We start from the raw sequence: 22,773 nt of genomic DNA on the forward strand, positions 1-22,773 counted from the left end.
CCCGAAAGCTACTCTTCCTCGTCGAACGTGTTGACCATGAAGTAGGCCGCCTTCTCCAGGTAGTCCCAGAGCTCGGTCTCCTGGTCCTTCGGCAGGGCCAGCCCGTCGAGGGCCACCCGCATGTGCCTCAGCCAGGCGTCCCGTTCGGCCGGACCGACCCGGAACGGCACGTGCCGCATCCGCAGCCGGGGGTGGCCGCGTTCCTCCGAGTAGGTCTTCGGCCCGCCCCAGTACTGCTCCAGGAACATCCGGAACCGGTCGGCGGCGGGGCCCAGGTCCTCCTCCGGGTACAGCGGCCGGAGCAGCGGGTCGTCCGCGACGCCGGCGTAGAACGCGTCAACGAGCCGCCGGAACGTGTCCGAGCCGCCCACGGCGTCATAGAAAGAGCTCATCCGCGCGCCTCGCTGCGCGAGGCGTCGGCTGAGCCGGCTACCGAGTTCATGATTCGCTCGCAAGCTTCGCTCATGCCCTCTATCCTGCCAGCTTGGCCGCCGCGTCGTTCGAGGCCTTGGTCTCGGCGATCGCGGCGTCGATCACGTCGGGGGCCGGCCACGCCGCACTGGCCACCACCATCAGGAGCGCGCCGCCGGCGCACCACGCCCCGATCACGTACGGCACCCGGGCGATCTGGGTCAGCGAGCCGGCCACGAGCAGCGCCGCGCCCTGGGTGAGCTGCATGCCGGCCGCCATCACCCCGAACGCCCTGGCCCGGTGGCTGGCCGGCAACGACTGGACGAACAGCGCGTTGGCCAGCGGGTTGAACCCGCCGAACATGAACCCTGCCAGCGCCACCATCCCCAGGACCACGGGCAGTGGCGGATCCAGCAGCGCCGGGACGAGGGCCAGCGGCGCGAGGATCACCAGCGGCCGCAGCGCCCGGCGACGGGTCTCCGACGACATCGCCCGGGGCAGCACGATGCCGCCCAAGGCCAGCCCGACCGGCGCGGCGGCCATGATCAGCCCCTGGGACCGGCCGTCCGGGTTGAGCACGGCGGCCCAGCCGGCGGCCAGGCCCTCCGGGACGGCGATGAAGGTCAGCCCGGCGAGCACCACCAGCGCGATGGCCCGCAGCACCGGCCGGCCGAAGACGATGCTGATCCCCTCGCCGGTCTCGCGGAGGATGTGCCGGGGGGTGCCCTGCGCGGTCGCGGACGGCCGGCGCCGGACCATCAGGCCCAGCAGGATCGCCGAGCACCCGAACGTCGCGGCGTTGAGGCCGAGCGCGATGTTCGCGTTGATCGAGGCCAGCAGGCCGCCCGTGACATACCCCAGGATCTGGAAGGCCTGCAGCGACGAGCTCTGCACGCCGATCGCCAGCACGTACCGCTCGCCGCTGAGCACCTGCGGCATCAGCGCCGAGCGGGCGGCCTCGAACGGCGGGCTCAGCATCGCCGTCGCGAACAGCAGGACGAAGATCAGCCAGATCGGGGTCTGGGGGAGCGCCACGACGCCGACCAGCACCATCCGGGCCAGGTCACAGATGATCATGACTCTGCGGTACGGATACCGGTCCGCCAACGCCGCCAGCACCGGCCCGCCGGCCAGCCACGGCAGATAGGACAGCGCGAACGCCGCGGCCGAGGTCAGTGGCGAGTGGGTGAGCTGGAAGACCAGGGCGGTGATGGCCGCCCGGGCCACATAGTCCCCGAACCATGACAACGCGGCCGCACTGAAGATCCCGCGGAACTCCGCCTCGGCGAACACCTGCCGGTAGGTGGCCCGGCGCGCGGGCACCTCCGACTCAGTGGCGGGGCTGCGCGGCTGGTCGGACACGGGCGATGGGGTCCTTCCTACGGCGACGCGTCAGGGGTGCTGGTGTTGCTACTCGTTCCAGAGTTTGCCTGATTGGCCGACATTACGGTAGTCCGAACGGCTGATGGCTGACGGAGTGCGGACATTGACACCGATTCGATATGGAGCCGCAACCAACTTGTTCGGCTACTCCGGCCGGGGCGGCATCCGGTTCGGCCCGATCCGGGAGGAGATCCCGGCGGCGTCCAGGGCCGCCGTCACCTGTCCACGCAGGTCACGCCCGATCCGCCACTGTGCCTCTGACGACGTCTTGGCCGTCACCCGCACCACGGCCCCGTCGATGGTCAGTTGTTCGACACCGAGGACCTTCGGCGGCTCCAGGAACTCCGTCGCGTGCTCCTCATCGGCCGAGAACTCCTCGACGGCCGCCCGGATCACGTCCATGGCCTCGTCCACGCCCGCGTACCCGACCGGGATGTCGAGCACCACCGTCGCCCAGCCCTGGCTCTTGTTGCCGACCCGGACGATCTCGCCGTTGCGCACGTACCACACCACGCCGCGCACGTCCCGGATCGTGGTGACCCGGAGACCGACGGCCTCCACTGTGCCGCTCGCCTCGCCGAGGTCCACGGTGTCCCCGACCCCGTACTGGTCCTCCAGGAGCATGAACACCCCCGACAGGATGTCCTTCACCAGACTCTGCGCGCCGAAGCCCAGCGCCACGCCGGCGATGCTGACCGTGGCCAGCACCGGCCCGAGGTTCAGCCCGAACTCCGCGAGGATCATCATCGCCGCGATCACCAGGATCAGCGCGCCTATCGCCGACTTCATCAACGAGCCGATCGTCTCGGCCCGCTGGGACCGCCGCTCCGACAGCAGCCCGGACTCGATCAGCGCCGCCGGGGCCTTCTCCTTCAGTGGCTTGAGGATCGCCGGCATCGAACCGGTCGTCACACGCTTGATCATCCGACCGATCAGCCACCGGATGACCATGGCGGCCAGGATGATGCCGATGATCCGCAGCGGCTTGACCAGCACCCAGTTGCTGCTCTGGGCGAGCCAGTCGTTGTGGCCGGAATACTTCCAGACGAAGCCGCAGAACGTGCTCGGGTCACAGTCGGGCGGTGCGGTTGCGCTCATCCGCCTTTCGTACCCCACGCCCCCGGGGCCCGTTCGGGCGGGGTTTCCCCGAAAGTTAGACCAGGCGTCCGATAAAAGACACGTGCATTCGGCTCTGTTGTCGGGGAGGATAGACGCAGCTCTACGCTTCGACGCGGAGGTGCCGGATGGGAGAAGGTCCGCCAGCTAGCCGATCCGTCGCGTTGCTTCTGAACGCGACGTATGAGCCCCTCTGTGTCATCTCCGTGCGAAGAGCCGTGATCCTCATGCTCACCGGCAAGGCCGTGTGCGTCACCGACGGCGACGGCCTGATGCACTCCGAGCGCGAGCTGCTCGCCGTCCCCTCGGTGATCAAACTGACCCGCCACGTCCGGGTGCCCTACCGCGCGCACGTCGGTCTGACCCGGCGCGCCGTGTTCGCCCGCGACGGCTGGCACTGCGCCTACTGTCGAGGGCCCGCCGAGACGATCGACCACGTGCTGCCCCGGAGTCGGGGCGGTCGTCATGTGTGGGAGAACGTGGTCGCCGCCTGCGCCCGCTGCAACCACCGGAAGGCGGCCCGCACCCCGGCCGAGATGGGCTGGCGCCTCTCGACGCCCCCGGCGGCCCCGCACGGCCCGGCGTGGCGGATCCTCGGCCACCGCTCGCCGGACCCGAGGTGGAAGGACTGGCTCCGCACCCCGGACTACGCGGACCAGCCCACGGCCGCGGCGGCCTGACCCCGAAGATCACAACCTTTTCCGGTTACGGAGGGGCCCGACCCGGCAGCGTCGGCCACCCGGCCACGACCCGACGTGCGGCGTCCGGCGCGGTGGGCTGGCAACGGCCCCCGCCGGGTTCCCCTCGCCCAGGCGGGCCGGTGGAAGCGTCGCAATTCCGCCCGGGGTCACCCGACCTGCCGCGCACTCGCCATGGGGCTGGAGGCCACGCGCCCGCGTCGACTCCCACGCTGCCCGGCAGGGTGGAAGGTCAGCGGGACTTCACCAGGGACGCGAAGACCACGATGTTGTCGGCGTAGCCCAGGTTGCCGCCCACGAAGGACCCGCCGCACGTGATCAGCCGCAACGTCGGCCCCGTGTACTCCCCGAACACCCGCGCCGTCGGGAACCGCCCCTTGGGGAACTGCTCGACCCCGTCCACCCGGAACACCGCCACCGTGTCGTCGGTGCGCGACACCTCGATCAGCGCGCCCGGCCGGAGTTCGCCGAGCCGGTAGAAGACGGCCGGCCCCTTCCGTCCGGACACGTGGCCGACGAGGACCGCCGGGCCGACCTCGCCGGGGGCCGGGCCGGGCCGGTACCAGCCGGCGAGTGTCGGCTTGTCCAATGAGGGCACCCCGACCTCTCCCTTGTCCAGCCCGACCGTGACCAGTGGCGCGTTCACCCCGATGGTCGCGATCCTGACCCGGGTCGGGTTGGCCCGCCGCATCGGGGCGACGGAGAACAGTGGTGCCGGCCGGGCCCTGACCGCGCTGGCCGGATCGGGGGCCGCCGGTGCCGAGGCCCAGCTCCCGAGGCCGGCCCCGGCCGTCCACACGCCCGTGAGGACGAGCAGCGCGGCGCATCCGGCCAGCAACCTGCCTCCCACGCGACCCCTAGTCGGCCAGGCTCCCGCGGCGCCGCCGCCAGGCGAGCATGCCGACGAGGCCGCCCAGGCCGGCGATCCCGACCCCCGCGGCGGTCATGACGGCACCGGAGCCGCCGCCGAGCGCGACGCCCCCGGTGTTGGGGCCGTGGCTGGGCGTGGGCGCGGACTTGTACACGTACAGGCTCTGGGAGGCCTTCACATCGCTGCCGTTGCAGTTGGCCGTGATCGTGTAGACCCCGGTGGCGGTGTCGGCCGGGATGGCGACGCTGGCCCAGACGCCGTTGTTGCCGATCGACTGGTTGAGCGTCACCGGGCCGACGGACGACGGCGCGAACACCGCGGTGGCGGTCTGGTTCTTGCAGTTGTTGGCCGTCAGCTTCACGGTGCCGCCGGTCTGGATCAACTGTGGCTCGACCACGAGCGCGATGTTGTCGGCAGCCAGGGCGGGTGTGCCCGTCCCCAGCGCCAGGATCGTCCCTGCGGACAGGGCGGTCAGTAGCCGTCGCATGCCTCCCCCTTCGGTGGGCCTAGGGAGATTAGAGCATTTTTAGGTGTACATCGGGGAAGTCCGCCAATATCCACACAGACGTACCGGCGCGCGCCGGTGACGCCCCGCCGTACCCGTCGTCAAGGTCTGGCTCTTATGTCACCCGGGCGCGCTCGGCCGGGAACGCGTCGTGTTCGCCGGCCGCGACCAGGTCGCGCAGCCGCGCGAAGCCGTCGTAGACGTCCGTGTGCCGGGTGTAGAGCGGCGCCGGCCCGATCCGCAGCCGTTCCGGGGTCCGGAAGTCCGGGATGACCCCCCGCGCCTGCCAGGCCTGGCAGACCTGCCACGCCTGCTTGTGGTGCAGTGTCACGTGCGCGCCCCGCTGGGCGGCGTCGCGGGGCGAGGCCAGGGTGAACCCGAGCGGCGCGAGCCAGGCGTCGTGCAGCGTGACCATCAGCTCGGTCAGGCTCTGGGCCTTGGCGTAGATGGCGTCGATGCCGGCCTCGGCGGTGATGCCGGCCCCCTCGAGCGCGCCGTAGAGGCCCGGGACCGGGGGAGTGCCGACCAGGAAGCGCTCGATCGAGTCCGCCGGCTGGTAGTCGTTGCCCATCTCGAACTGGTCGCGCTGGCCGAACCAGCCCCAGATCGGCTGCCGGAGCTGGGTGTGCAGGTCCTCGCGGACGTACAGGAACGCCGGCGCGCCCGGCCCGCCGTTGAGGTGCTTGTAGGTGCAGCCCACGGCGAGGTCCACGTTCGCGCTGTTCAGCGGCACCGGTACGGACCCGGCCGAGTGCGACAGGTCCCACAGGACGAGCGCGCCGGCCTCGTGCGCGGCGGCTGTGATGCCGGCCATGTCGGCGATGGCGCCCGAGCGGTACGCCACGTGGGACAGCGAGACCAACGCCACAGTGTCGTCGAGGGCCGCGGAGACGTCCGCGAGGGACACCCCGGCGTCGATATCCGTACGGATCTTGCGAACCCGCAGGCCACGGGCCTCGGCGAGCCCGGCGAACACGTACTGGTCGGTCGGGAAGTTGTCGTCGTCGGTGACGATCACGGTCCGCCCCGGGCGCGCGTCCAGTGCCGCGACGGCCAGTTTGTACAGGTTCACCGTGGTCGAGTCGGAGACCACCACCTCACCGGGCCGCGCCTCGACCACGCCACCGGCGATCACGTCCCCGGCGCGCCGGGCCAGCTCGATCCACTCGGCCCAGCCCCGGATCAGCCGGCCCTGCCACTCCTCCTCGAACAGCGCCCGCAGTCGCTCCAGGGTGGCCTTCGGCGGCCTGCCCAGGGAGTTCCCGTCCAGGTAGATCAGCTGATCGTCGCCGCCGAGGGCGAACCGGTCGCGGAAGGCGGCCAGCGGATCGGCGGCGTCGAGACGCTCGGCGAGTGCACGTTCGATGATCACGGTGGGAATACTAAGCCCCTGGCCTCGCCGACGACATGGTCTCCGATACCGTGACACCATGTTTGGATATTCGATGAACACGGTGCTGTTCGTCGTCGGTGGCGCGCTCGGCGTCGTCGCGCTGGTGTACGCCATCGTCTACGGGGCCAGCTCCCGGCAGGCCAAGCGGTACCGCCCGGGGCGTTCCTTCGAGTTCGCGCCCGTGTGGTTCCTGGCCCAGCCCGAGCTGCTCGTGACCGGGCAGAAGTCGAGCGCGCAGCTTCCGGCACTCACCGGCGTCCAGCCGGCCGCAGCGGGGACGAAGGGTGGAGCCAGTGGCAAGTGGTAACGCGCTCGCCGTGACCGGCGCAGAGCACGGACACGCCGTGCAGACCTGGTACCCCGAGGTGGTCGACGGCCCCTTCACCTCCCGGCAGTTGATCCGGATCGACGAGGCGCTCCGCCTGGCCGACGCCGAGACCGGCGCGACCTTCAGCGTCTACGTCGGGGACCTGCACGTCCCCGTACGTGGCCACGCGGAGAAGTCGCACAGCCAGCTGGCCGACCCGGACAACAGCGTCCTGATCGCCGTCTCGCCGAACCAGCGCGTGCTGGAGATCGTCACGGGTGAGAAGGTCCGCAAGCGTCTCCCGGACCGCGACTGCGCCCTGGCGGCGTTCTCGATGACGGCGGCGTTCACGGGCGGCGACCTGGCCGGCGGCATCGTCACCGGCCTCAGCCAGCTCGCCTCGCACACCCAGAAGATCTAGACGGGTACGAGAAGAGCCCGCCCCCATCGGGGGCGGGCTCTTTCGCATGGGGCTCCGGCGGGGAGCCGGAAACGGGAAAGCCCCCGACCACGTGGTGTGGCCGGGGGCTTTCCGTATGCCTCAGGCAGCGGCGGCATCTGTCTTGCGTGCGGCAAGGGCGCGCAGGACGTCGTCGCGGCCCTCGGCGATCAGCCGGCGCAGCGAGGACGGGTGGCTGGCGTCAGCGAGCCAGGCGTCCGACGCGGCGATCGTCTCGTCGCTGATCTGCAGCTTCGGGTAGCCGAACACGGCGAACATCTGGGCGATGTCCCCGTCCCGCAGCTCCCAGATCCGCGCGACGTCGGCGAAGAACCTCTCCGAGTACGGCGCGGTCAGCTCCACCTGCGTCGGGTGCTGGAACCCGAACACGAGGAACCGGGCCTGCATGTTGGTCAGGTCGCCCTCGCCGGTGAGCTGCGCCCACGCCGCGGCCTTGGCCTCGGCCGTCGGGATCAGCGCCCGGGCCATGACGGCCTCCTGCTTGCCGGTGGCCGTCGGATCCCGGTCCAGCTCCGCCTCGATGTCGGCGTCGGTGGCCCGGCCGTTGGCGGTGAGGCTCTGCAGGAGGTGCCAGCGCAGGCCGGTGTCGATGGCCAGTCCCTCCGGGACGCCGGTGCCGTCGAGCCAGCCGCGCAGCGCGTCCAGGTCGGCGGTCGAGCGTGCCGTGTTGGCGTACAGCCGGGCCCAGGCGAGCTGGAGCCCGCTGCCCGGGGCCGCCGCGGCCACCGTCTCGCGGGCGGTGCTCGCGATCAGCTCGTAGCCCTCGGCGATCCAGGCCGGGTCGGCGTACGCGCTGAGCGTCGTGTTCACCTGGCGCGAGATGACCGTGACCAGGTTGATGTCGGTCTCCGCCGGCAGGCCCTTGGCGACCTGGCGGACGTAGTCGCGGGCCGGCAGCTCGCCGTCGCGGAGCGCGTCCCAGGCCGAGGCCCAGGTCAGGCCGCGGGACAGGGAGCTGCTGAAGCCGGCGATGTGCTCGAGCACCGTGGCGGCGGACCGCTCGTCGAACCGGGTCTTCGCGTAGGTCAGGTCGTCCTCGTTGAGGAGCAGCACGTCGGGCTGCCGGACGCCGACCAGCGCGTCGACCGAGGTGGCCTCGCCGGCGACGTCGAGCTCGATCCGGTCGCGGAGGACCAGGTCGGAGCCCACGAGGTCGTACAGGCCCACGGCGATGCGGTGGTTGCGCAGCGTCGGGTAGTCCTCGGGGGCGGTCTGGTGGATCACGACCGAGGTGTAGTTGCCGTCAGCGTCGACCGCCACGGTCGGGCGCAGCGTGTTGACCTGTGAGGTCTCCAGCCACTGCGCGGCGAACTCGCCGAGCTTGCGGCCCGAGGCCTCCTCGAGCGCGCCGAGCAGGTCGCCGAAGGTGGCGTTGCCCCACGCGTTCTTCGCGAAGTACTGCCGCAGGCCGGCGACGAACGGCTCCTCGCCGACGTACGCGACGAGCTGCTTGAGCACGCTCGCGCCCTTGGCGTAGGTGATGCCGTCGAAGTTGACCTCGACCGCCTCGACGTCGGGGGTGTCGCAGTACACCGGGTGGGTGCTCGACATCTGGTCCTGGCGGTAGCCCCAGGCCTTGCGGGCCGACAGGAACGTCGTCCACGCGTCGGTGAACCGGGTGGCCTTGGCGTTGCACCAGTGGCTCGCCCACTCCGCGAACGACTCGTTCAGCCACAGGTCGTCCCACCACTGCATGGTGACCAGGTCGCCGAACCACATGTGCGCCATCTCGTGCAGGATCGTGTTGGCGCGCTGCTCGTACTCGAAGTCGGTCACCGCCGAGCGGAACACGTAGGAGTCCTCGGCGAACGTGACGCAGCCGAAGTTCTCCATCGCCCCGGCGTTGTACTCCGGCACGAAGATCTGGTCGTACTTCGGCAGCGGGTAGCGCACCCCGAACTGCTCGTGGAAGAAGTCGAAGCCCTGCCGGGTGATGAGCAGGATGTCCTCGGGGTCGAAGTGCTCCTTGAGCGACTGCCGGCAGTACAGCCCGAGGTCGATGCCGTCGTGCTCGCTCTTGACCTCGTGGTACGGCCCGGCGCACAGCGCGTTGATGTACGTGCTCATCTTCGCGCCCTGCTCGAAGTGCGTGACCTTCGCGCCGGTCTCGTGGTCCTCGACGGAGGCGATCGGCGCGTTGGAGATCAACTTCCAGTGCTGCGGGGCGGTCACGTGCCAGGTCGCCACGGACTTGAGGTCCGGCTGGTCGAAACAGGCGTAGGTGCGCTGCGCGTCGGCGGTCTCGAACTGCGAGTACAGGTAGACCTCGCCGTCGACCGGGTCGACGAACTTGTGCAGACCCATGCCCGAGTTGGAGTAGAGGAACTGGCCGACGACCACCAGGATGTTGTCGGCGGCGAGGCCGGGGACCACGAGGCCCTTCTCGCCGCTCCACCCGGTCAGGTCGAGCTCGACGCCGTTGAGGGTCGCGGACTCGATCGAGTCGGCGGCCGCCTCGATGAACGTGTCGGCCCCCGGCTCCGAGCACGTGAAGTGGATCTCCGACCGCGAGCGGTAGACCCGGTCGCCCGGCTTCCCGCCGCCATCGGTCAGATCCAGGGAGATGTCGTACGAGAGAACCTCGAGCAGACGGGCGCGTTCGACCGCCTCGGTCTGGGCGAGGTTTCGGGTTCCTGCCACCTGAATAATCCTCCATCGGCGGTGACGGCACAGATATCGGAAGGAAGTCTTGCACAATTCCAGGGGGTCCGCGCGACCGGAGGCTGGCCGGGAGCGGGCTGGCCGGTAGGGTTTTCACCATGACGGTCGCGTACCCCATCAGCAGGGCCTGGATCTCTGCGGGTGGCACTGGAGCACAGAACTACGACGAGTTCGCCGATGACGCCGAAATCACCGCCATTATCGCCGCTAATCCGGCCAGCGCGCTCGGTGTGGAGATGCCGCACCGCGCCCCGGAGAGCCTGGGCAAATCCTTCACCGAATCGTTGCCGGACGCGGCGGCCCGACTGGCCGCGGCCAAGGAACGGGGCAGGTACACCCCTGCCGAGGAGATCGTCGCCGTGTACCGGCTCGGCAAGGGCTCCTTCGGGGTGTTCTGCCTGGTCGACACCGACCAGATCTCCACGAACGCCGACGAACCCGGCCTGGTGATCCGCAACGAGGACGTCTTCATCGAGAAGGTCCGCGAGCGGGTCGCGCTCGCCGAGGCCGTGGGACACCTGTTGTCCCCTGTTCTCCTGCTGCAGACCGGCAAGGGTGCCGAACTGCACGCACTGCTCGCCGAGCTGACCGAGCGGCTGGGTGCCGCCGATGTCACCGACGTCGACCAGGCCGGCCGGGAGCACGCCATCTGGGTGCTGGGCCCCGGGGCCGACCGGGACGCGGTGCTGGCCCTCGCCGGGGGCGGCGAGCTGATCGTCGCGGACGGCAACCACAGAAGTCTGGCCGCCCAGACGGGAGGTCTGCCCAAATTCCTGGCCGTGGTGACCACGCCGGAGTCGATCGCGATCCAGCCGTACAACCGACTGGTCTCGGGTGTCGATCTTGATCTCGAGGCGCTGGGCGGCGAGCTGGTCGAGCTCGACGGCCGTCCGGAGGTGCCCACCGCCGGCGGGACCATCCACGTGTACCAGGACGGCAGGGGCTACGCCCTGAGACTCCCGGTCGCCGAGGACTCGAGCGTGCTCGACCGGCTCGACCACGCGCTGGTCGAGAAGCAGGTCTTCAACGGCGCGCTCGGGCTCGACGCGGGCGACAAGAAGATCAACTACGTCGGCGGGGACTACCCGGCGTCGTGGCTGTGCGACGAGGTCGACGCCGGCCGGGCCAGTCTGGCCATCCTGATCGCGCCGGTCACGGTCGAGGACTTCGTCGCGGTCAACCTGTCCCGGCTCAAGCTGCCCCGCAAGAGCACCTGGTTCACCCCGAAGGCCCGGGGCGGGCTCGTCCTGAGCGAACTTCCCCGCTGATCGCGTGCCGGGGTCGGTCGACGTGCCAGGCGGCACCGGGACCGGCCCCGGGCGGGGGCGCGACGGCCGGATGGAATAGTGGCCGCATGCGCGTTTACCTGGGAGCCGACCACGCCGGCTACGAACTGAAGACCCACCTGGCCAGCGTCCTGTCCAAGGAGGGTCACGAGGTCGTGGACTGCGGCCCGCACGCCTACGACGCCGAGGACGACTACCCGCCGTTCTGCATCGACGCCGGCGAGCGGGTCGTCGCCGACCCGGGCAGCCTGGGCGTCGTGATCGGCGGCTCCGGCAACGGCGAGCAGATCGCCGCGAACAAGGTCGTCGGCGTGCGCGCGGCCCTGGCCTGGAGCGTGGAGACCGCGCAGCTGGCCCGGGAGCACAACGACGCCAACGTCGTCGGCATCGGCGCCCGGATGCACACCCTCGACGGGGCCACCGAGATCGTGACGGCGTTCCTGACCACCCAGTTCTCGGGCGTAGACCGCCACATCCGCAGAATCGCGCTGATCAGTGACTACGAGAAGCGCTCTTGATCTAAGACGAAGTGGCCCGCTGAGGGCGGGGCTGGCAAGCGTCGGCGGAAGGCGCCAGGGCAGCGCCCTGCGCCTTTCACCGACGTGCGGCCAGCGTCGTCCTCAGCGGGTCCAAACGGTCTAGGAGAGCTGCTCTGGGGGGACCCAGTTGCGGCGGACCACGACCACTGCCTCCTCGGCGGTGGCCAGGTCCTCGGCGGTGGGTCTCGCCGCGTCACGGGCGCGCAGCGCCGCCCCCACGCTGACCTGCGATGATCCGGGGCCGATCAGCCCGCGCAGGCCACGGTCGGGGTCCTCACCGCCGCGTCGGCCGAAGTCCTTCACACCTGTGACGGTAGCGTAGGTGTCAGCAATGGGACTGTTCTGACGGAGAGTGAGCATGGAGACGTATCTGGTAACCGGCGGCGCCGGCTTCGTGGGCAGTAACGTGATCCGGGCCCTGTTGGAGCGCTACCCGGCGTCACAGATCATCTCCCTCGACAACTACCTCACGGGTACCCGGGACGCGCACGTCGACGACGAGCGCGTGACGTACCTCGAGGGCAGCACCGTCGACGTGAACTCCCTCGACCTCCCGCCCCTGAAGGCGGTGTTCCACCTCGGGGAGTACAGCCGGATCCCGCAGTCCTTCGACGAGCCGGACCTGGTCTGGGAGCTCAACCTCCGCGGCACCAAGGAGGTCGTCAAGCTCTGCCACGCGCGCGGCGTCCGGCTGGTCTACGCCGCGTCGAGCTCCAAGTTCGGCAACGAGGGCCAGGACGAGCACCTGAACCCGTACGCGTGGACGAAGGCCAAGAACGTCGAATACATTACGAACTTCGACAACTGGTACGGGCTCGACCACGTGATCACCTACTTCTACAACGTGTACGGCCCGGGGCAGATCAAGACCGGCAAGTACGCGACCGTGATCGGCATCTTCGAGTCCTGCCATGAGGCCGGCGAGCCGCTGCCCGTGGTCTCCCCGGGCACCCAGACCCGCGACTTCACCCACATCGACGACATCGTCGCCGGCATCCTGACCTGCTTCGAGCACGGCAAGGGCGACGGCTACCTGCTCGGTGTCAACCGCGAGTGGCCTCTGATCGAGGTCGCCAGGATGTTCGGCGGCGAGATCAGGATGATCCCGGCGCTGCGCGGCGAGCGCGAGCGCGGCGCGGCCGACTCGGACAAGGCACGTCAGCTCGGCTGGGCCCCGCAGCGGTCCCTGGACGCCTACATCGCCGACTTCGTCGCGCGGACCCCGCGCCCGGGAGCCTGAGCGCCGCGCGGGGTTTCCCGCGATCCGTGGTGCGGCCCCCGACGCCCGGGGGACCGGGGTGGTCGCGCGGCCAGGCTAGGCTCGGTAAGTGACCGAACTCCTCGATCTCGTCTGCGGCCCGGCCGGTCCGCTGCCGGAGACCCACCAGAGATACCGCCTGGTGCAGCACCTCGGCTCCGGCGGCCAGGCCGAGGTCTACCGGGCCGTGCGGGTCTGCAGTGGAGTGAGTTCCGCCCCGATGACCGTGAAGGTCTTCCGGGTCGACCCGCTGCGGCCGATCGCCGACGAGCTGCGGTCCTGGGACAAGGGCGACGCAGCCCTGATGGACCTGAACAACCGGGGCGTGCCCGGGATCTGCCGGCGCGCCGACGGGTTCTGGGGCCCGCCGCCGCACCCGCCCGGCGAGCTGCCCCCGCCCGGCGACGCCGTCCCGATCCAGGTCTACGACTACGTGCCCGGCGTCAACCTCCGGGAGTACGTCTCGCAGCGTCACGCCGGCGGCCGGCTGCTCAACGCGCCCGCCTCGCTGGCGTTCCTGGCCAGGATCCTCAAGGAGCTGCACCTCCCCGAGGACCCGTCGGCGTGCCCGGTGCTGCACATGGACATCAAGCCGTCCAACGTGATGGTGCTGCCCAGCGGTGAGATCCGCCTGATCGACTTCACCGGCGCGCGCTACCACCGCCGCGACCACATCACCCAGATCGCGTACACGGTGGAGGCCGGCGGGCCGGAGGCGTTCAGCGGCACCGTGGGCCCGGCCTACGACGTGCACGGCTTCGGCGCGGTGGCGTACTACCTGGTGACCGGCGCGTTCCCCCGCAGTGAGCACACCGGCCCCGAGGTGCCGGACGCCCCGCCACCGCCGTGGGCGACCCTGCGGTCGCATCCGATGCTGGAGGCCCGGCCGAAGCTCCGCGACCACCTGCTGGCCCCGCTGGCCGACGAGCCGGAGCACCGGCCGTCGACCGCGCAGTTGTCGGGCTGGGTGTCCGACCTGGTCGAGCTGGTCCGCGCCGCGGGGATCCCCGACATCGGGGTGGACTGGATGTCGGCGGCCCCGAGCCGCACCGTGGGCCGGGCGACCGTCACGCCGCCCCGGCAGCCGGTGGCCGGCACCGACACCGGGGCGTTCGCCCGGATCGAGAACCTGGAGCGCGAGCTCGTGCACCTGCGCGAGGTGTTGGCCCGCCCGGCGGTGCCCACCCCGACCCCGCAGTACGCGGTGCCGCCCGTGCAGACCCAGGTGTTCGCCCCGCCGGTGTCCCCGTCTCCCTACCGGCGGCCGGCCGATCCGTACCAGCAGGTCCGGCCGCAGCCGCAGGCCCAGCCGACGACGGCCTTCGACCCCCGGCAGCGGCCGGGTCAGCAGGCCACGGCGCCGCTCGACCGGACCAGGGTCGCGTCGCACGACGGTCCCGGCGGAGCGCAGGCCCGGCAGGACCGGTCCACCGCCCCGCTCGACCGGACCAGGGTCGCGTCGCCGGACCGTTCGCAACTGGCGCCGCACGGCTCCCCGGCGTCCCCGCACGGCGACCAGGGGCCGGCCGGCCGGGCGTCGGTGCCGAAGCCGCAGGCCAAGGAGCAGGACCCGACGGCGGAGATCCAGGAGCGGCACCGCGAGCCGCGGCTGCCGGTCGGGGAGCGCCTCGCCCTGCTGGCCAGGGGCTGGGAGTTCAGCGCGGTGGGCGCGGCGTTCTCGTTCGTGTGCTGGGGGATCTGGGCGTTCGCCGGGGGCTTCGGCGGCGTGGGCGGCAAGTTCGGCGCGTTCGTCTTCGAGCTGGTGATCGGGCTGGGCGTGTTCGGGCTGTGCCGGCTCGTCGGGCTGCTCATCATGGTGCGCTGGCTGGGGCGGACCCGGCGGAGCGCGCGGGTGGCGCACATCGTGGTGGCGTTGTTCCTGGCGGTGACGGGGTTGCAGTACCTGGACAGCACTGGCTGGCTGTCACGCCTTATCGGTTGATTTCTGTCACTTGGACACCGTAGATGACGGTCAATTGGGCGTGACGTGAGTCACATTCACCACGCAATGTAGTTTCTGAAGCGTCTACTTGCCGAGGTGGCTTGTGCGACGCCGACCTCTGTCGGTGCCCGTCACCCGAGGACTCCAGGACCCTTCACGGAGGAGAGCACGTTGACCGCAACCGCCCACGCCCCGGCGGCCGAGCTCGCCATGACCCCGGACCAGCGCGAACAGTTCGACCGCGACGGTTACCTCATCATCCGCGGGGTGCTCACCCCGGAGGAGATCGCGCACTACACCAGCGCGATGGACAGGGTCTACGCCGAGCACGCCGCCGCTGGCAAGCTCGGCGCCGACGGCTCGCTGCACAAGCTGAGCGCCGTCGCCAGCTGCCCGGAGCTCGCCGGCCTGATGACCCACGAGAAGGTCTTCCCGCTCGTCTGGTCGTCGATCGGCTGGAACGTGCACGTCTACCACTCGCACCTCGACGTGCACCCGAAGATCGAGGTGCACAAGCCGCCGCGCTTCGAGTGGCACCAGGACGGCGGCCGGCAGAACCGCGAGATCGAGACGGACCCGCGTCCGCAGCTCTCCGTGAAGCTCGCCTTCTTCCTCACCGACCTGTCGGAGACCGGCCGGGGCAACCTGCAGGTCGTCCCGGGCAGCCACAAGACCAACTGGATTCAGGGCCCGCCGCGCCGCGACATGGAGTGGCCCAACCCCGAGGGCGCCATCGAGGTCCAGGTCAACGCCGGTGACGTGGTCTTCTTCGACCGGCGGATCTGGCACGCCCGGTCCAACAACTACTCCGACTTCACCCGCAAGGTCGCCTTCTTCGGGTACACGTACCGGTGGATCGCGATCCGGGACGAGAAGCCGGCCTCCTTCGAGGACCTGACGCCCGTGCAGCGTCAGATGTGCGACCTGCTCGACGGGCGCGCCGTGGACCCGGTGGAGGGCGGCGACCACGCGTGGGGCCACTTCCCGAGCGAGGTCCCGCTGTACGTGCAGCTCAAGGAGGGTGGTCACCTCGACCCGACGTACCCCCCACTCAAGCCGTAACCGGTACACAACTCTGCGCGCCCGGCTGATGTCGGGCGCGTAGTCGCGTGGTTACGGTGGCGCGATGTTCACCAACGCGTTCAATTTCCGTGACCTTTCCACAGCGGACAGTGGTCGGGTGCGGCCCGGTCGGGTGTACCGCTCGGACGCGCTCACCCAACTGGACGACGCCGAGTGGGCCCGCTTCCGGGGGCTGGGCGTGCGGACGGTGCTGGATCTGCGTACCCCCGAAGAGGTTGTCCGCCAGGGGCGGGTCCGCGCCGACGCGGCGGTGGACTACCGCAACCTGTCCGTGCTGCGCACCTTCTGGGACACCGTCGCCTACGACGAGTCCCAGGGCGTGGCGCGCTACCTGTGCGACCGCTACCTGGACATGACGGTGGAGGGCGCCGACGAACTGGCCGCGTGCCTCACGGTGCTGGCCAGCCCCGACGCCGGCCCCGTCGTGTTCCACTGCGCCGGGGGCAAGGACCGCACCGGCGTGCTCGCCGCGCTGGTCCTCGGCCTGCTCGGCGCGCCGGACGACGCCATCGTCGCCGACTACGCCCGCACCGCCGACACCGTGCACCTGGTCACCGCCCGGCTCGCCGCCGGCTACGGCCACGGGCACTTCCCGCCGTTCAGCGCCTGCCCGGGCGAGGCGATGGACCTGTTCCTCGCCGCGCTGCGCGCCCGGCACGGCGACCTCGACGGGTACGTCGCCTCGATCGGTGTGCCCGCCAGCACCGTCGCGGCACTCCGCACCCACCTGCGAGCCGGGTGACCGGGCCTGGCACGCACCGGTCCGGAGCCCGGCCAGGCCCCGCCCATCCCGAACGGAGCCCCACATGACCGAGCGCTACGCCGCCCTGATCCGCCCCGTCATCGACCGTGTCTACAGCACCGCCCGCGCCGCCGGCAGAAAGCGGGGTCGCGCGGTGATCGAGAGGTTCGGGGTCCACCCCGGTTTCGTGCTGGACTACTACTTCGGGCTGCTCGCCCGCCCTTTGTCCGCCGACGGCTTGGCCGCTGGCCGGGTCTACCAGGGGCCTCCTGACCTGTACGCCGAGCTCGCTGCCGGGATCGCGGTCGTCGTCGACGACGGCTCCTGGCGGCTCACCGACCTCGGCAGGGCGGTGGCGCTGGCGGTCCAGGACGCCGCCGCCGAGGGGGCCGCGGAGCTGTGGGCGCTGACGCCGGTCGGCACGATGCCGGGGCTGGCCGGCGTACCCAGGCTGGCGGAGCTCGTCGGCATCCTGCTGGCGGCCGGGGCAGCCACCGGGGGACCGGCGTTCGCGGCCCTGTCCCCGGTCTTCGAACCGGCCGACGCGTCCCCGGCCCTGCTGCTGCTGAACCGGCTCGGCGCCCTGCGCCACCACCGGGCCGACGCGCACAAGGCGGCGTGGGCCGCGGCGGGGTTGACGGCCGCCGAGGTGCGCGAGCTGGGCGACGGGCCGGTCCGGGCCGCGATCGAGGCCGACACGAACCGTCGGGACGCCCCGGTCTACGGGTGGCTGACGGAGGACGAGCGGCTGGAGCTGCTGGCCGGGCTGGGGGCGCTGGCCGGGTAGGTCGGGAATGCGGTGAGGCCCCGGTCTGTGACCGGGGCCTCACCGTGCTGAGCGGGCGACGAGAATCGAACTCGCGTAGTCAGTTTGGAAGACTGAAGCTCTACCATTGAGCTACGCCCGCATGCGCCGAGGCGCGCTCCCAGCTTAGCGGGTAGACTCCCGGAGGTTCGACCGGGATGTGGCGCAGCTTGGTAGCGCACTCGCTTTGGGAGCGAGGGGTCGCAGGTTCAAATCCTGTCATCCCGACACAGACTGTGACCTTGGCTTCCTGTTCGGGTCCCAGCCCGTTCAGGCAGGCGACGCTTGTCTAGACTCGTTCGGTCAGACCTCTCAACCGCACACCAATCAAGGAGTACGCCCGTGCAGAGCACCGTGGAGACCCTTAGCCCGACCCGGGTGAAGCTGTCCATCGAGGTGCCCTTCGCTGAGCTCGAGCCGAGCCTCAAGAAGGCGTACCGGACGCTCGCCCAGCAGATCTCGATCCCCGGCTTCCGGAAGGGCAAGGTCCCGGCTGCCGTCATCGACCAGCGGGTCGGGCGCGGCGCGGTGCTGAGCGAGGCCGTCCAGGAGGCGCTGCCGGAGCAGTACATGGCCGCGGTCCAGGCACACGAGGTCAAGACGATCGGCCGGCCGGAGATCGACGTCGAGGAGCTGGCCGACGGTGAGCCGCTGAAGTTCACCGCCGAGGTCGACGTCCGTCCCGAGCTGACCCTGCCGGACTTCTCCGGCATCAGCGTCACCGTCGACGAGCTCGAGCTCACCGACGAGCAGGTCGACGAGCAGGTCAACAGCCTCCGTGACCGGTTCGCCACGCTCAAGGGCGTCGACCGCGCTGTCGCCGACGGCGACTACGTGACCCTCGACCTGAACGCCACGGTCGACGGCAAGGACGTCGAGGGCGGCTCCGCCAGCGGCATCTCGCACGAGGTCGGCAGCGGCCAGCTGCTCCCCGGCCTGGACGAGGCCGTCGTCGGCCTGTCCGCCGACGAGTCGACCACCTTCACCACGGCCCTCGTCGCCGGCGAGTTCGCCGGCCGGGACGCCGACGTGGCCGTCACGATCAAGGGCGTGAAGGAGAAGGAGCTGCCGGAGCTGGACGACGAGTTCGCCCAGATGGCCAGCGAGTTCGACACGCTCGCCGAGCTCCGCGACGACCTGCGCACCCGGCTCACCCGGGTCAAGCGCATGGAGCAGCTCATGGCAGCCCGCGACAAGGCGATCGACGCCCTGATCGAGGCCGTCGAGGTGCCCGCGCCCGAGTCGGTCGTCGCCGAGGAGGTCGAGCACCGCAAGCACTCGATGCTCGAGCAGCTGGAGCGGGTCGGCGCGACGCTGGAGGAGTACCTCAAGGCTGAGGACCAGACCGAGGAGGGCCTCACGGCCGAGCTGACCGAGTCGGCGACCAAGGCCGTCCGGATCCAGCTCCTCCTCGACGCGATCGCGGAGGACAAGGACGTCCAGGTCTCCGACGACGAGTTCGGCCAGGAGATCGTGCACCGGGCGCAGCAGTCCGGGGTCGCCCCCCAGCAGTACTACGACCAGCTCGTCCGCGCCGGTGTCGCCGGCTCGGTGTTCGGGGACGTGCGTCGGGGCAAGGCCCTGGCCCAGGTCGTCGAGAACATCAAGATCACGGACACCACCGGTGCCGAGCTGAAGGTCGACGACCTGCGCGGCACGGTGGCGGCGGAAGCCGACGCCGAGTAAGTAACGCGTCCGGACGGCGCGTGACCCGGGCAAGGGTCGCGCGCCGTCCGCGTCTTCTGGCCGTTTTCAGCGCGGAGCGAAACGGGCCCTTCACGGGGCCGGTTTGCCGTCGGCACCGGCTAGGGTCGCAGATAAGAAAACCCCCGACCGGCGTGATCAGCGCGCCGGGTGGTACGGCGAAGGGCTGCCATGACCGACCTGCATTCCCCGGTCGCACGCGGGGCCGAAAGTCTCGGCAACCTTGACGACTCGGTCTACAACCGGTTGCTCAAGGAGCGGATCATCTTCCTGGGCAGTGAGGTGACCGACCAGTCGGCCAACCGGATCTGCGCCCAGCTGCTGCTGCTCGCCGCGGAAGACGCCGAGCGCGACATCTGGCTCTACATCAACTCACCCGGCGGCTCGGTCTACTCGGGTATGGCCATCTACGACACGATGCAGTTCATCAAGAACGACGTCGCCACCGTCGCGATGGGCATGGCCGCCTCGATGGGCCAGATGCTGCTCTGCGCCGGCGCCAAGGGCAAGCGCTACGCCCTGCCGCACGCGCGGATCATGATGCACCAGGCTTCCGGTGGGATCGGCGGCACCGCCGCGGACATCGCGATCCAGGCCGAGCAGATGGTGTTCACCAAGCACCTGATGCACGAGCGGATCGCGTACCACACCGGCCAGACCATCGAGCAGATCGCGACCGACTCCGACCGTGACCGCTGGTTCACGGCCGAGGCCGCCCTGGAGTACGGCTTCATCGACAAGGTGATCACCGGGGCCGCGCAGGTCCCCGCTGGCGCCGGCACGGACAACTGAGGGAAGTGGCCATGTCTGATTTCGCCCCGGTCACCAACCGGTACATCCTGCCGTCGTTCGTGGAGCGCACGTCGTACGGGATCAAGGAGTCCAACCCGTACAACAAGATGTTCGAGGAGCGCATCATCTTCCTCGGCGTCCAGATCGACGACGCCTCCGCGAACGACGTGATGGCCCAGCTCCTGGTCCTGGAGTCGACGGACCCGGACCGCGACATCGTCATGTACATCAACTCGCCCGGTGGTTCGTTCACCGCGATGACGGCCATCTACGACACGATGCAGTTCATCCGGCCGGACATCCAGACGGTGTGCCTCGGCCAGGCCGCGTCGGCCGCCGCCGTGCTGCTGGCCGCGGGCACCCCGGGCAAGCGGGTCGCCCTGCAGAACTCCCGGGTGCTCATCCACCAGCCGGCCACCGAGGGCGGGTACGGTCAGGGCTCGGACATCGAGATCCAGGCTCGTGAGATCCTGCGTATGCGTACGATGCTCGAGGAGCTGATCGCGCACCACTCGGGCCAGCCCGTCGAGCAGGTCCGCAAGGACATCGACCGTGACAAGATCCTCACTGCTGAGGACGCTCTTGCCTACGGTCTGATCGACACAGTCCAGGCGCCGCGGAAGAAGAACGCCGTAGTCCGGGCCGTCAGCTAGTAGCCACCGTCGGCCCCCGGGCCGTCGAGTGGTGGAGGTTATGCGGGTTTGGGGGCCTCGATGGGGCCCCCAACCAGGTAACGTCGAAGCAGCGGGTCTCGGACGTCCGGGGCGCGAGCCCTCAGACCGTGAGCACAGGGAGTGTGACGCAGGTGGCACCTCGAATCGGTGATGGCGGTGACCTCCTCAAGTGCTCCTTCTGCGGCAAGTCGCAGAAGCAGGTGAAGAAGCTCATCGCTGGCCCTGGCGTCTACATCTGTGACGAGTGCATCGACCTCTGTAACGAGATCATCGAAGAGGAGCTCTCGGAGGCCGGCGACGTCAAGTTCGACGAGCTGCCGAAGCCCAAGGAGATCTCCGAGTTCCTCGACGCCTACGTCGTCGGCCAGGAGCAGGCGAAACGCGCGCTCGCGGTGGCTGTCTACAACCACTACAAGCGGATCCAGGCCGAGTCGGTCAGCAACCGGCCGGGCGGCGGCGAGGTCGTCGAGCTCGCCAAGTCGAACATCCTGATGATCGGCCCCACGGGCTGCGGAAAGACCCATCTGGCGCAGACCCTCGCGCGGATGCTGAATGTGCCCTTCGCGATCGCCGACGCCACGGCGCTCACCGAGGCCGGCTACGTCGGCGAGGACGTCGAGAACATCCTCCTCAAGCTCATCCAGGCTGCCGACTACGACGTCAAGCGCGCCGAGACCGGCATCGTCTACATAGACGAGATCGACAAGGTCGCCCGCAAGAGCGAGAACCCGTCGATCACCCGGGACGTGTCAGGCGAGGGCGTCCAGCAGGCGCTGCTGAAGATGCTCGAAGGCACCAGCGCGAACGTGCCGCCCCAGGGCGGCCGCAAGCACCCGCACCAGGAGTTCATCCAGATCGACACCACCAACGTGCTGTTCATCTGCGGCGGGGCGTTCGCCGGGCTCGACCAGATCATCGAGTCGCGGATCGGCAAGAAGGGCCTCGGCTTCGGCGCCCAGATCCGGTCCAAGGAAGAGGTCACCACGGATGACATCTTCAACCAGGTCATGCCCGACGACCTGTTGAAGTTCGGCCTGATCCCCGAGTTCATCGGCAGGCTGCCCGTCATCACCAACGTGCGCAACCTCGACCGCACCGCGCTGATCAAGATCCTGAGCGAGCCGAAGAACGCGTTCGTGAAGCAGTACCAGAAGCTGTTCGAGCTCGACGGCGTGGAGCTGGTCTTCGACGAGGAGGCCCTCGAGGCCATCGCCGACCAGGCGCTCCTGCGCGGCACCGGAGCCCGTGGCCTGCGCGCGATCATGGAGGAGGTCCTCCTCCCCGTGATGTACGAGGTGCCCAGCCGCTCCGACGTCGCCCGCGTCGAGATCACCCGGGCCGTGGTGCGGGAAAACGTGAATCCGACGATCATTCCGCGGGACATTCCGCTGCGGAGCGCGCCCCGGGACCGGGAGCGGCGCGACAAGTCGGCCTGATCGGTCTGTTCGGTCCTTCGATGGCGGCCCCGGGTGTCCGGGGGCGCCATTGTTGCGTTTCCCCGGCGACCCGGCGACCCGGCGACCCGGCGACCCGGGCGGCCGACATGGCGGCCCGGGCGGCCAAGAGTGGCCCGGATGGCCTGGGCGCCCGGATGGCCGGGCGGTGCGCAGCCGGCGGGGGCCACGTGTCCCAGCGGTCGCTAGCCGTTCATTCCGCCGTCTGGTCGGGGGGCCTGGGGCCTCGATACGGCAGGGTCTGGCTGTAGACCACGTTGGTGTTGGTGCCGCCGAACCGGGCCAGTTCGTTCATCAACTGTTCGAGGTGGGCCATCGAGGTGGCGGCGACCTTCAACGTGTAACAGTCGTCTCCGGTGGTCCGCAGGCACTCGAGGATCTCGAAACGTTCGCCGAGGAGCTGGTGCAGCGGCTGATGCTGACTACCCGGGTACTTGAGGCGCACGACCGCCAGCACCGGGTAGCCGGCCCGGGTCAGGTCCACGGCCGCGTGGTAGCCGGTGATCACGCCGGCTGACTCGAGCCGGCGGAGGCGCTCGGTCGTGGCGGAGGCGCTGAGGTTGACCCGCCGGGCCAGCTCGGTGAGCGTGATCCGGCCGTCGCGCTGCACCTCGACCAGGATCGCCCAGTCGGTCGGATCAAGAGTCTCGGTCATGTAGCGAGACTACCGGTGAATTCACGGTAGAACA

General features: G+C 70.1%; 22 protein-coding genes, 2 tRNA genes and 1 pseudogene. 15 read left to right on the forward strand and 10 right to left on the reverse strand.

The annotated features are described in order from the left end of the window. Positions 1–8: 8 nt before the first annotated feature. The 3 genes from IW245_RS34315 to IW245_RS34325 all read right to left on the reverse strand — a co-directional run bounded on the left by IW245_RS34315 (position 9) and on the right by IW245_RS34325 (position 2,892). On the reverse strand, positions 9–392 hold the full coding sequence (locus IW245_RS34315) for a globin (protein ID WP_197007261.1): 384 nt from the start codon (positions 390–392) through the stop codon (positions 9–11). A gap of 79 nt (positions 393–471) precedes the next feature. Beyond that, positions 472–1,773 carry an MFS transporter gene (locus IW245_RS42485; RefSeq protein ID WP_197007262.1) on the reverse strand — a complete coding sequence of 434 codons (1,302 nt, stop codon included), beginning with the start codon at positions 1,771–1,773 and terminating at the stop codon, positions 472–474. Between the two features lie 165 nt (positions 1,774–1,938). Beyond that, positions 1,939–2,892 carry a mechanosensitive ion channel family protein gene (locus IW245_RS34325; RefSeq protein WP_197007263.1) on the reverse strand — a complete coding sequence of 318 codons (954 nt, stop codon included), beginning with the start codon at positions 2,890–2,892 and terminating at the stop codon, positions 1,939–1,941. Between the two features lie 146 nt (positions 2,893–3,038). On the opposite strand from IW245_RS34325, the gene IW245_RS34330 reads away from it, so the two are divergent. After that, positions 3,039–3,590, forward strand: coding sequence for an HNH endonuclease (locus tag IW245_RS34330; RefSeq protein ID WP_197007264.1), 552 nt, complete (start codon positions 3,039–3,041; stop codon positions 3,588–3,590). Positions 3,591–3,840: 250 nt separating this feature from the next. Here IW245_RS34330 and IW245_RS34335 read toward each other — a convergent pair whose 3' ends face one another. The 3 genes from IW245_RS34335 to kynU all read right to left on the reverse strand — a co-directional run bounded on the left by IW245_RS34335 (position 3,841) and on the right by kynU (position 6,356). Then, positions 3,841–4,458 carry a class F sortase gene (locus tag IW245_RS34335; RefSeq protein WP_233473077.1) on the reverse strand — a complete coding sequence of 206 codons (618 nt, stop codon included), beginning with the start codon at positions 4,456–4,458 and terminating at the stop codon, positions 3,841–3,843. Between the two features lie 7 nt (positions 4,459–4,465). Beyond that, on the reverse strand, positions 4,466–4,966 hold the full coding sequence (locus tag IW245_RS34340; RefSeq protein ID WP_197007265.1) for a hypothetical protein: 501 nt from the start codon (positions 4,964–4,966) through the stop codon (positions 4,466–4,468). Positions 4,967–5,099: 133 nt separating this feature from the next. Beyond that, positions 5,100–6,356 (reverse strand): kynureninase, encoded by a 1,257-nt coding sequence (gene kynU / locus IW245_RS34345; protein ID WP_307788941.1) that lies wholly within the window; start codon positions 6,354–6,356, stop codon positions 5,100–5,102. Positions 6,357–6,414: 58 nt separating this feature from the next. On the opposite strand from kynU, the gene ctaJ reads away from it, so the two are divergent. Both ctaJ and IW245_RS34355 read left to right on the forward strand, forming a co-directional pair. After that, complete coding sequence (gene ctaJ, locus IW245_RS34350; RefSeq protein WP_231399029.1) at positions 6,415–6,684, forward strand: aa3-type cytochrome oxidase subunit CtaJ; 270 nt, start codon at positions 6,415–6,417, stop codon at positions 6,682–6,684. Between the two features lie 10 nt (positions 6,685–6,694). After that, entirely contained in the window at positions 6,695–7,105 is a 411-nt protein-coding gene (locus IW245_RS34355) for a DUF5130 family protein (protein ID WP_197008826.1), read from the forward strand. A 120-nt stretch (positions 7,106–7,225) separates the two neighbouring features. On the opposite strand, the gene pepN is transcribed toward IW245_RS34355, so the two are convergent. Continuing rightward, complete coding sequence (gene pepN / locus IW245_RS34360; protein ID WP_197007266.1) at positions 7,226–9,784, reverse strand: aminopeptidase N; 2,559 nt, start codon at positions 9,782–9,784, stop codon at positions 7,226–7,228. Positions 9,785–9,903: 119 nt separating this feature from the next. Between pepN and IW245_RS34365 the strand changes: the two genes are divergently transcribed. Together IW245_RS34365 and IW245_RS34370 are read left to right on the forward strand one after the other, a co-directional pair. Next, positions 9,904–11,073 (forward strand): DUF1015 family protein, encoded by a 1,170-nt coding sequence (locus IW245_RS34365; protein ID WP_197007267.1) that lies wholly within the window; start codon positions 9,904–9,906, stop codon positions 11,071–11,073. A gap of 86 nt (positions 11,074–11,159) precedes the next feature. Then, positions 11,160–11,609: a ribose-5-phosphate isomerase gene (locus IW245_RS34370; protein ID WP_197007268.1), complete on the forward strand. Its 450-nt coding sequence runs from the start codon at positions 11,160–11,162 to the stop codon at positions 11,607–11,609. 120 nt (positions 11,610–11,729) lie between these two features. Here IW245_RS34370 and IW245_RS34375 read toward each other — a convergent pair. Next, positions 11,730–11,918: pseudogene (locus IW245_RS34375) on the reverse strand (hypothetical protein); the annotation flags it as partial. A gap of 70 nt (positions 11,919–11,988) precedes the next feature. Between IW245_RS34375 and IW245_RS34380 the strand changes: the two are divergent. From IW245_RS34380 to IW245_RS34400, 5 genes are all read left to right on the forward strand, one after another. Beyond that, the gene (locus IW245_RS34380; RefSeq protein WP_197007269.1) at positions 11,989–12,870 is read left to right on the forward strand and encodes an NAD-dependent epimerase/dehydratase family protein; all 882 of its coding nucleotides are present in this window, start codon (positions 11,989–11,991) and stop codon (positions 12,868–12,870) included. An 88-nt stretch (positions 12,871–12,958) separates the two neighbouring features. Continuing rightward, positions 12,959–14,830, forward strand: a complete 1,872-nt coding sequence (locus IW245_RS34385) for a serine/threonine protein kinase (RefSeq protein WP_197007270.1) — start codon at positions 12,959–12,961, stop codon at positions 14,828–14,830. A gap of 171 nt (positions 14,831–15,001) precedes the next feature. Continuing rightward, a complete protein-coding gene (locus IW245_RS34390) occupies positions 15,002–15,892 on the forward strand; it encodes a phytanoyl-CoA dioxygenase family protein (protein WP_231399030.1) in 891 nt (296 codons plus the stop codon). A gap of 64 nt (positions 15,893–15,956) precedes the next feature. Beyond that, positions 15,957–16,655, forward strand: coding sequence for a tyrosine-protein phosphatase (locus tag IW245_RS34395; RefSeq protein WP_197007271.1), 699 nt, complete (start codon positions 15,957–15,959; stop codon positions 16,653–16,655). Between the two features lie 64 nt (positions 16,656–16,719). Continuing rightward, positions 16,720–17,442: a hypothetical protein gene (locus tag IW245_RS34400; protein ID WP_197007272.1), complete on the forward strand. Its 723-nt coding sequence runs from the start codon at positions 16,720–16,722 to the stop codon at positions 17,440–17,442. A 50-nt stretch (positions 17,443–17,492) separates the two neighbouring features. Here the strand turns inward: IW245_RS34400 and IW245_RS34405 are convergent. Beyond that, a tRNA-Gly gene (locus IW245_RS34405) sits at positions 17,493–17,563 on the reverse strand. 51 nt (positions 17,564–17,614) lie between these two features. Between IW245_RS34405 and IW245_RS34410 the strand changes: the two genes are divergently transcribed. The 5 genes from IW245_RS34410 (at position 17,615) to clpX (ending at position 22,066) form a co-directional block, all read left to right on the forward strand. Continuing rightward, positions 17,615–17,688 (forward strand) — tRNA-Pro (locus IW245_RS34410). 114 nt (positions 17,689–17,802) lie between these two features. Further along, positions 17,803–19,146: a trigger factor gene (gene tig, locus IW245_RS34415; protein WP_197007273.1), complete on the forward strand. Its 1,344-nt coding sequence runs from the start codon at positions 17,803–17,805 to the stop codon at positions 19,144–19,146. Between the two features lie 189 nt (positions 19,147–19,335). Further along, entirely contained in the window at positions 19,336–19,956 is a 621-nt protein-coding gene (locus IW245_RS34420) for an ATP-dependent Clp protease proteolytic subunit (RefSeq protein WP_197007274.1), read from the forward strand. Positions 19,957–19,967: 11 nt separating this feature from the next. Further along, entirely contained in the window at positions 19,968–20,609 is a 642-nt protein-coding gene (locus IW245_RS34425; RefSeq protein WP_197007275.1) for an ATP-dependent Clp protease proteolytic subunit, read from the forward strand. A gap of 143 nt (positions 20,610–20,752) precedes the next feature. Further along, a complete protein-coding gene (gene clpX / locus IW245_RS34430) occupies positions 20,753–22,066 on the forward strand; it encodes an ATP-dependent Clp protease ATP-binding subunit ClpX (protein WP_443673921.1) in 1,314 nt (437 codons plus the stop codon). Between the two features lie 211 nt (positions 22,067–22,277). Here clpX and IW245_RS34435 read toward each other — a convergent pair whose 3' ends face one another. Further along, a complete protein-coding gene (locus tag IW245_RS34435; RefSeq protein WP_197007277.1) occupies positions 22,278–22,739 on the reverse strand; it encodes an Lrp/AsnC family transcriptional regulator in 462 nt (153 codons plus the stop codon). Positions 22,740–22,773 lie beyond the last annotated feature (34 nt).

The sequence above is a fragment of the Longispora fulva genome (genome assembly GCF_015751905.1).
Lineage (GTDB): Bacteria > Actinomycetota > Actinomycetes > Mycobacteriales > Micromonosporaceae > Longispora > Longispora fulva.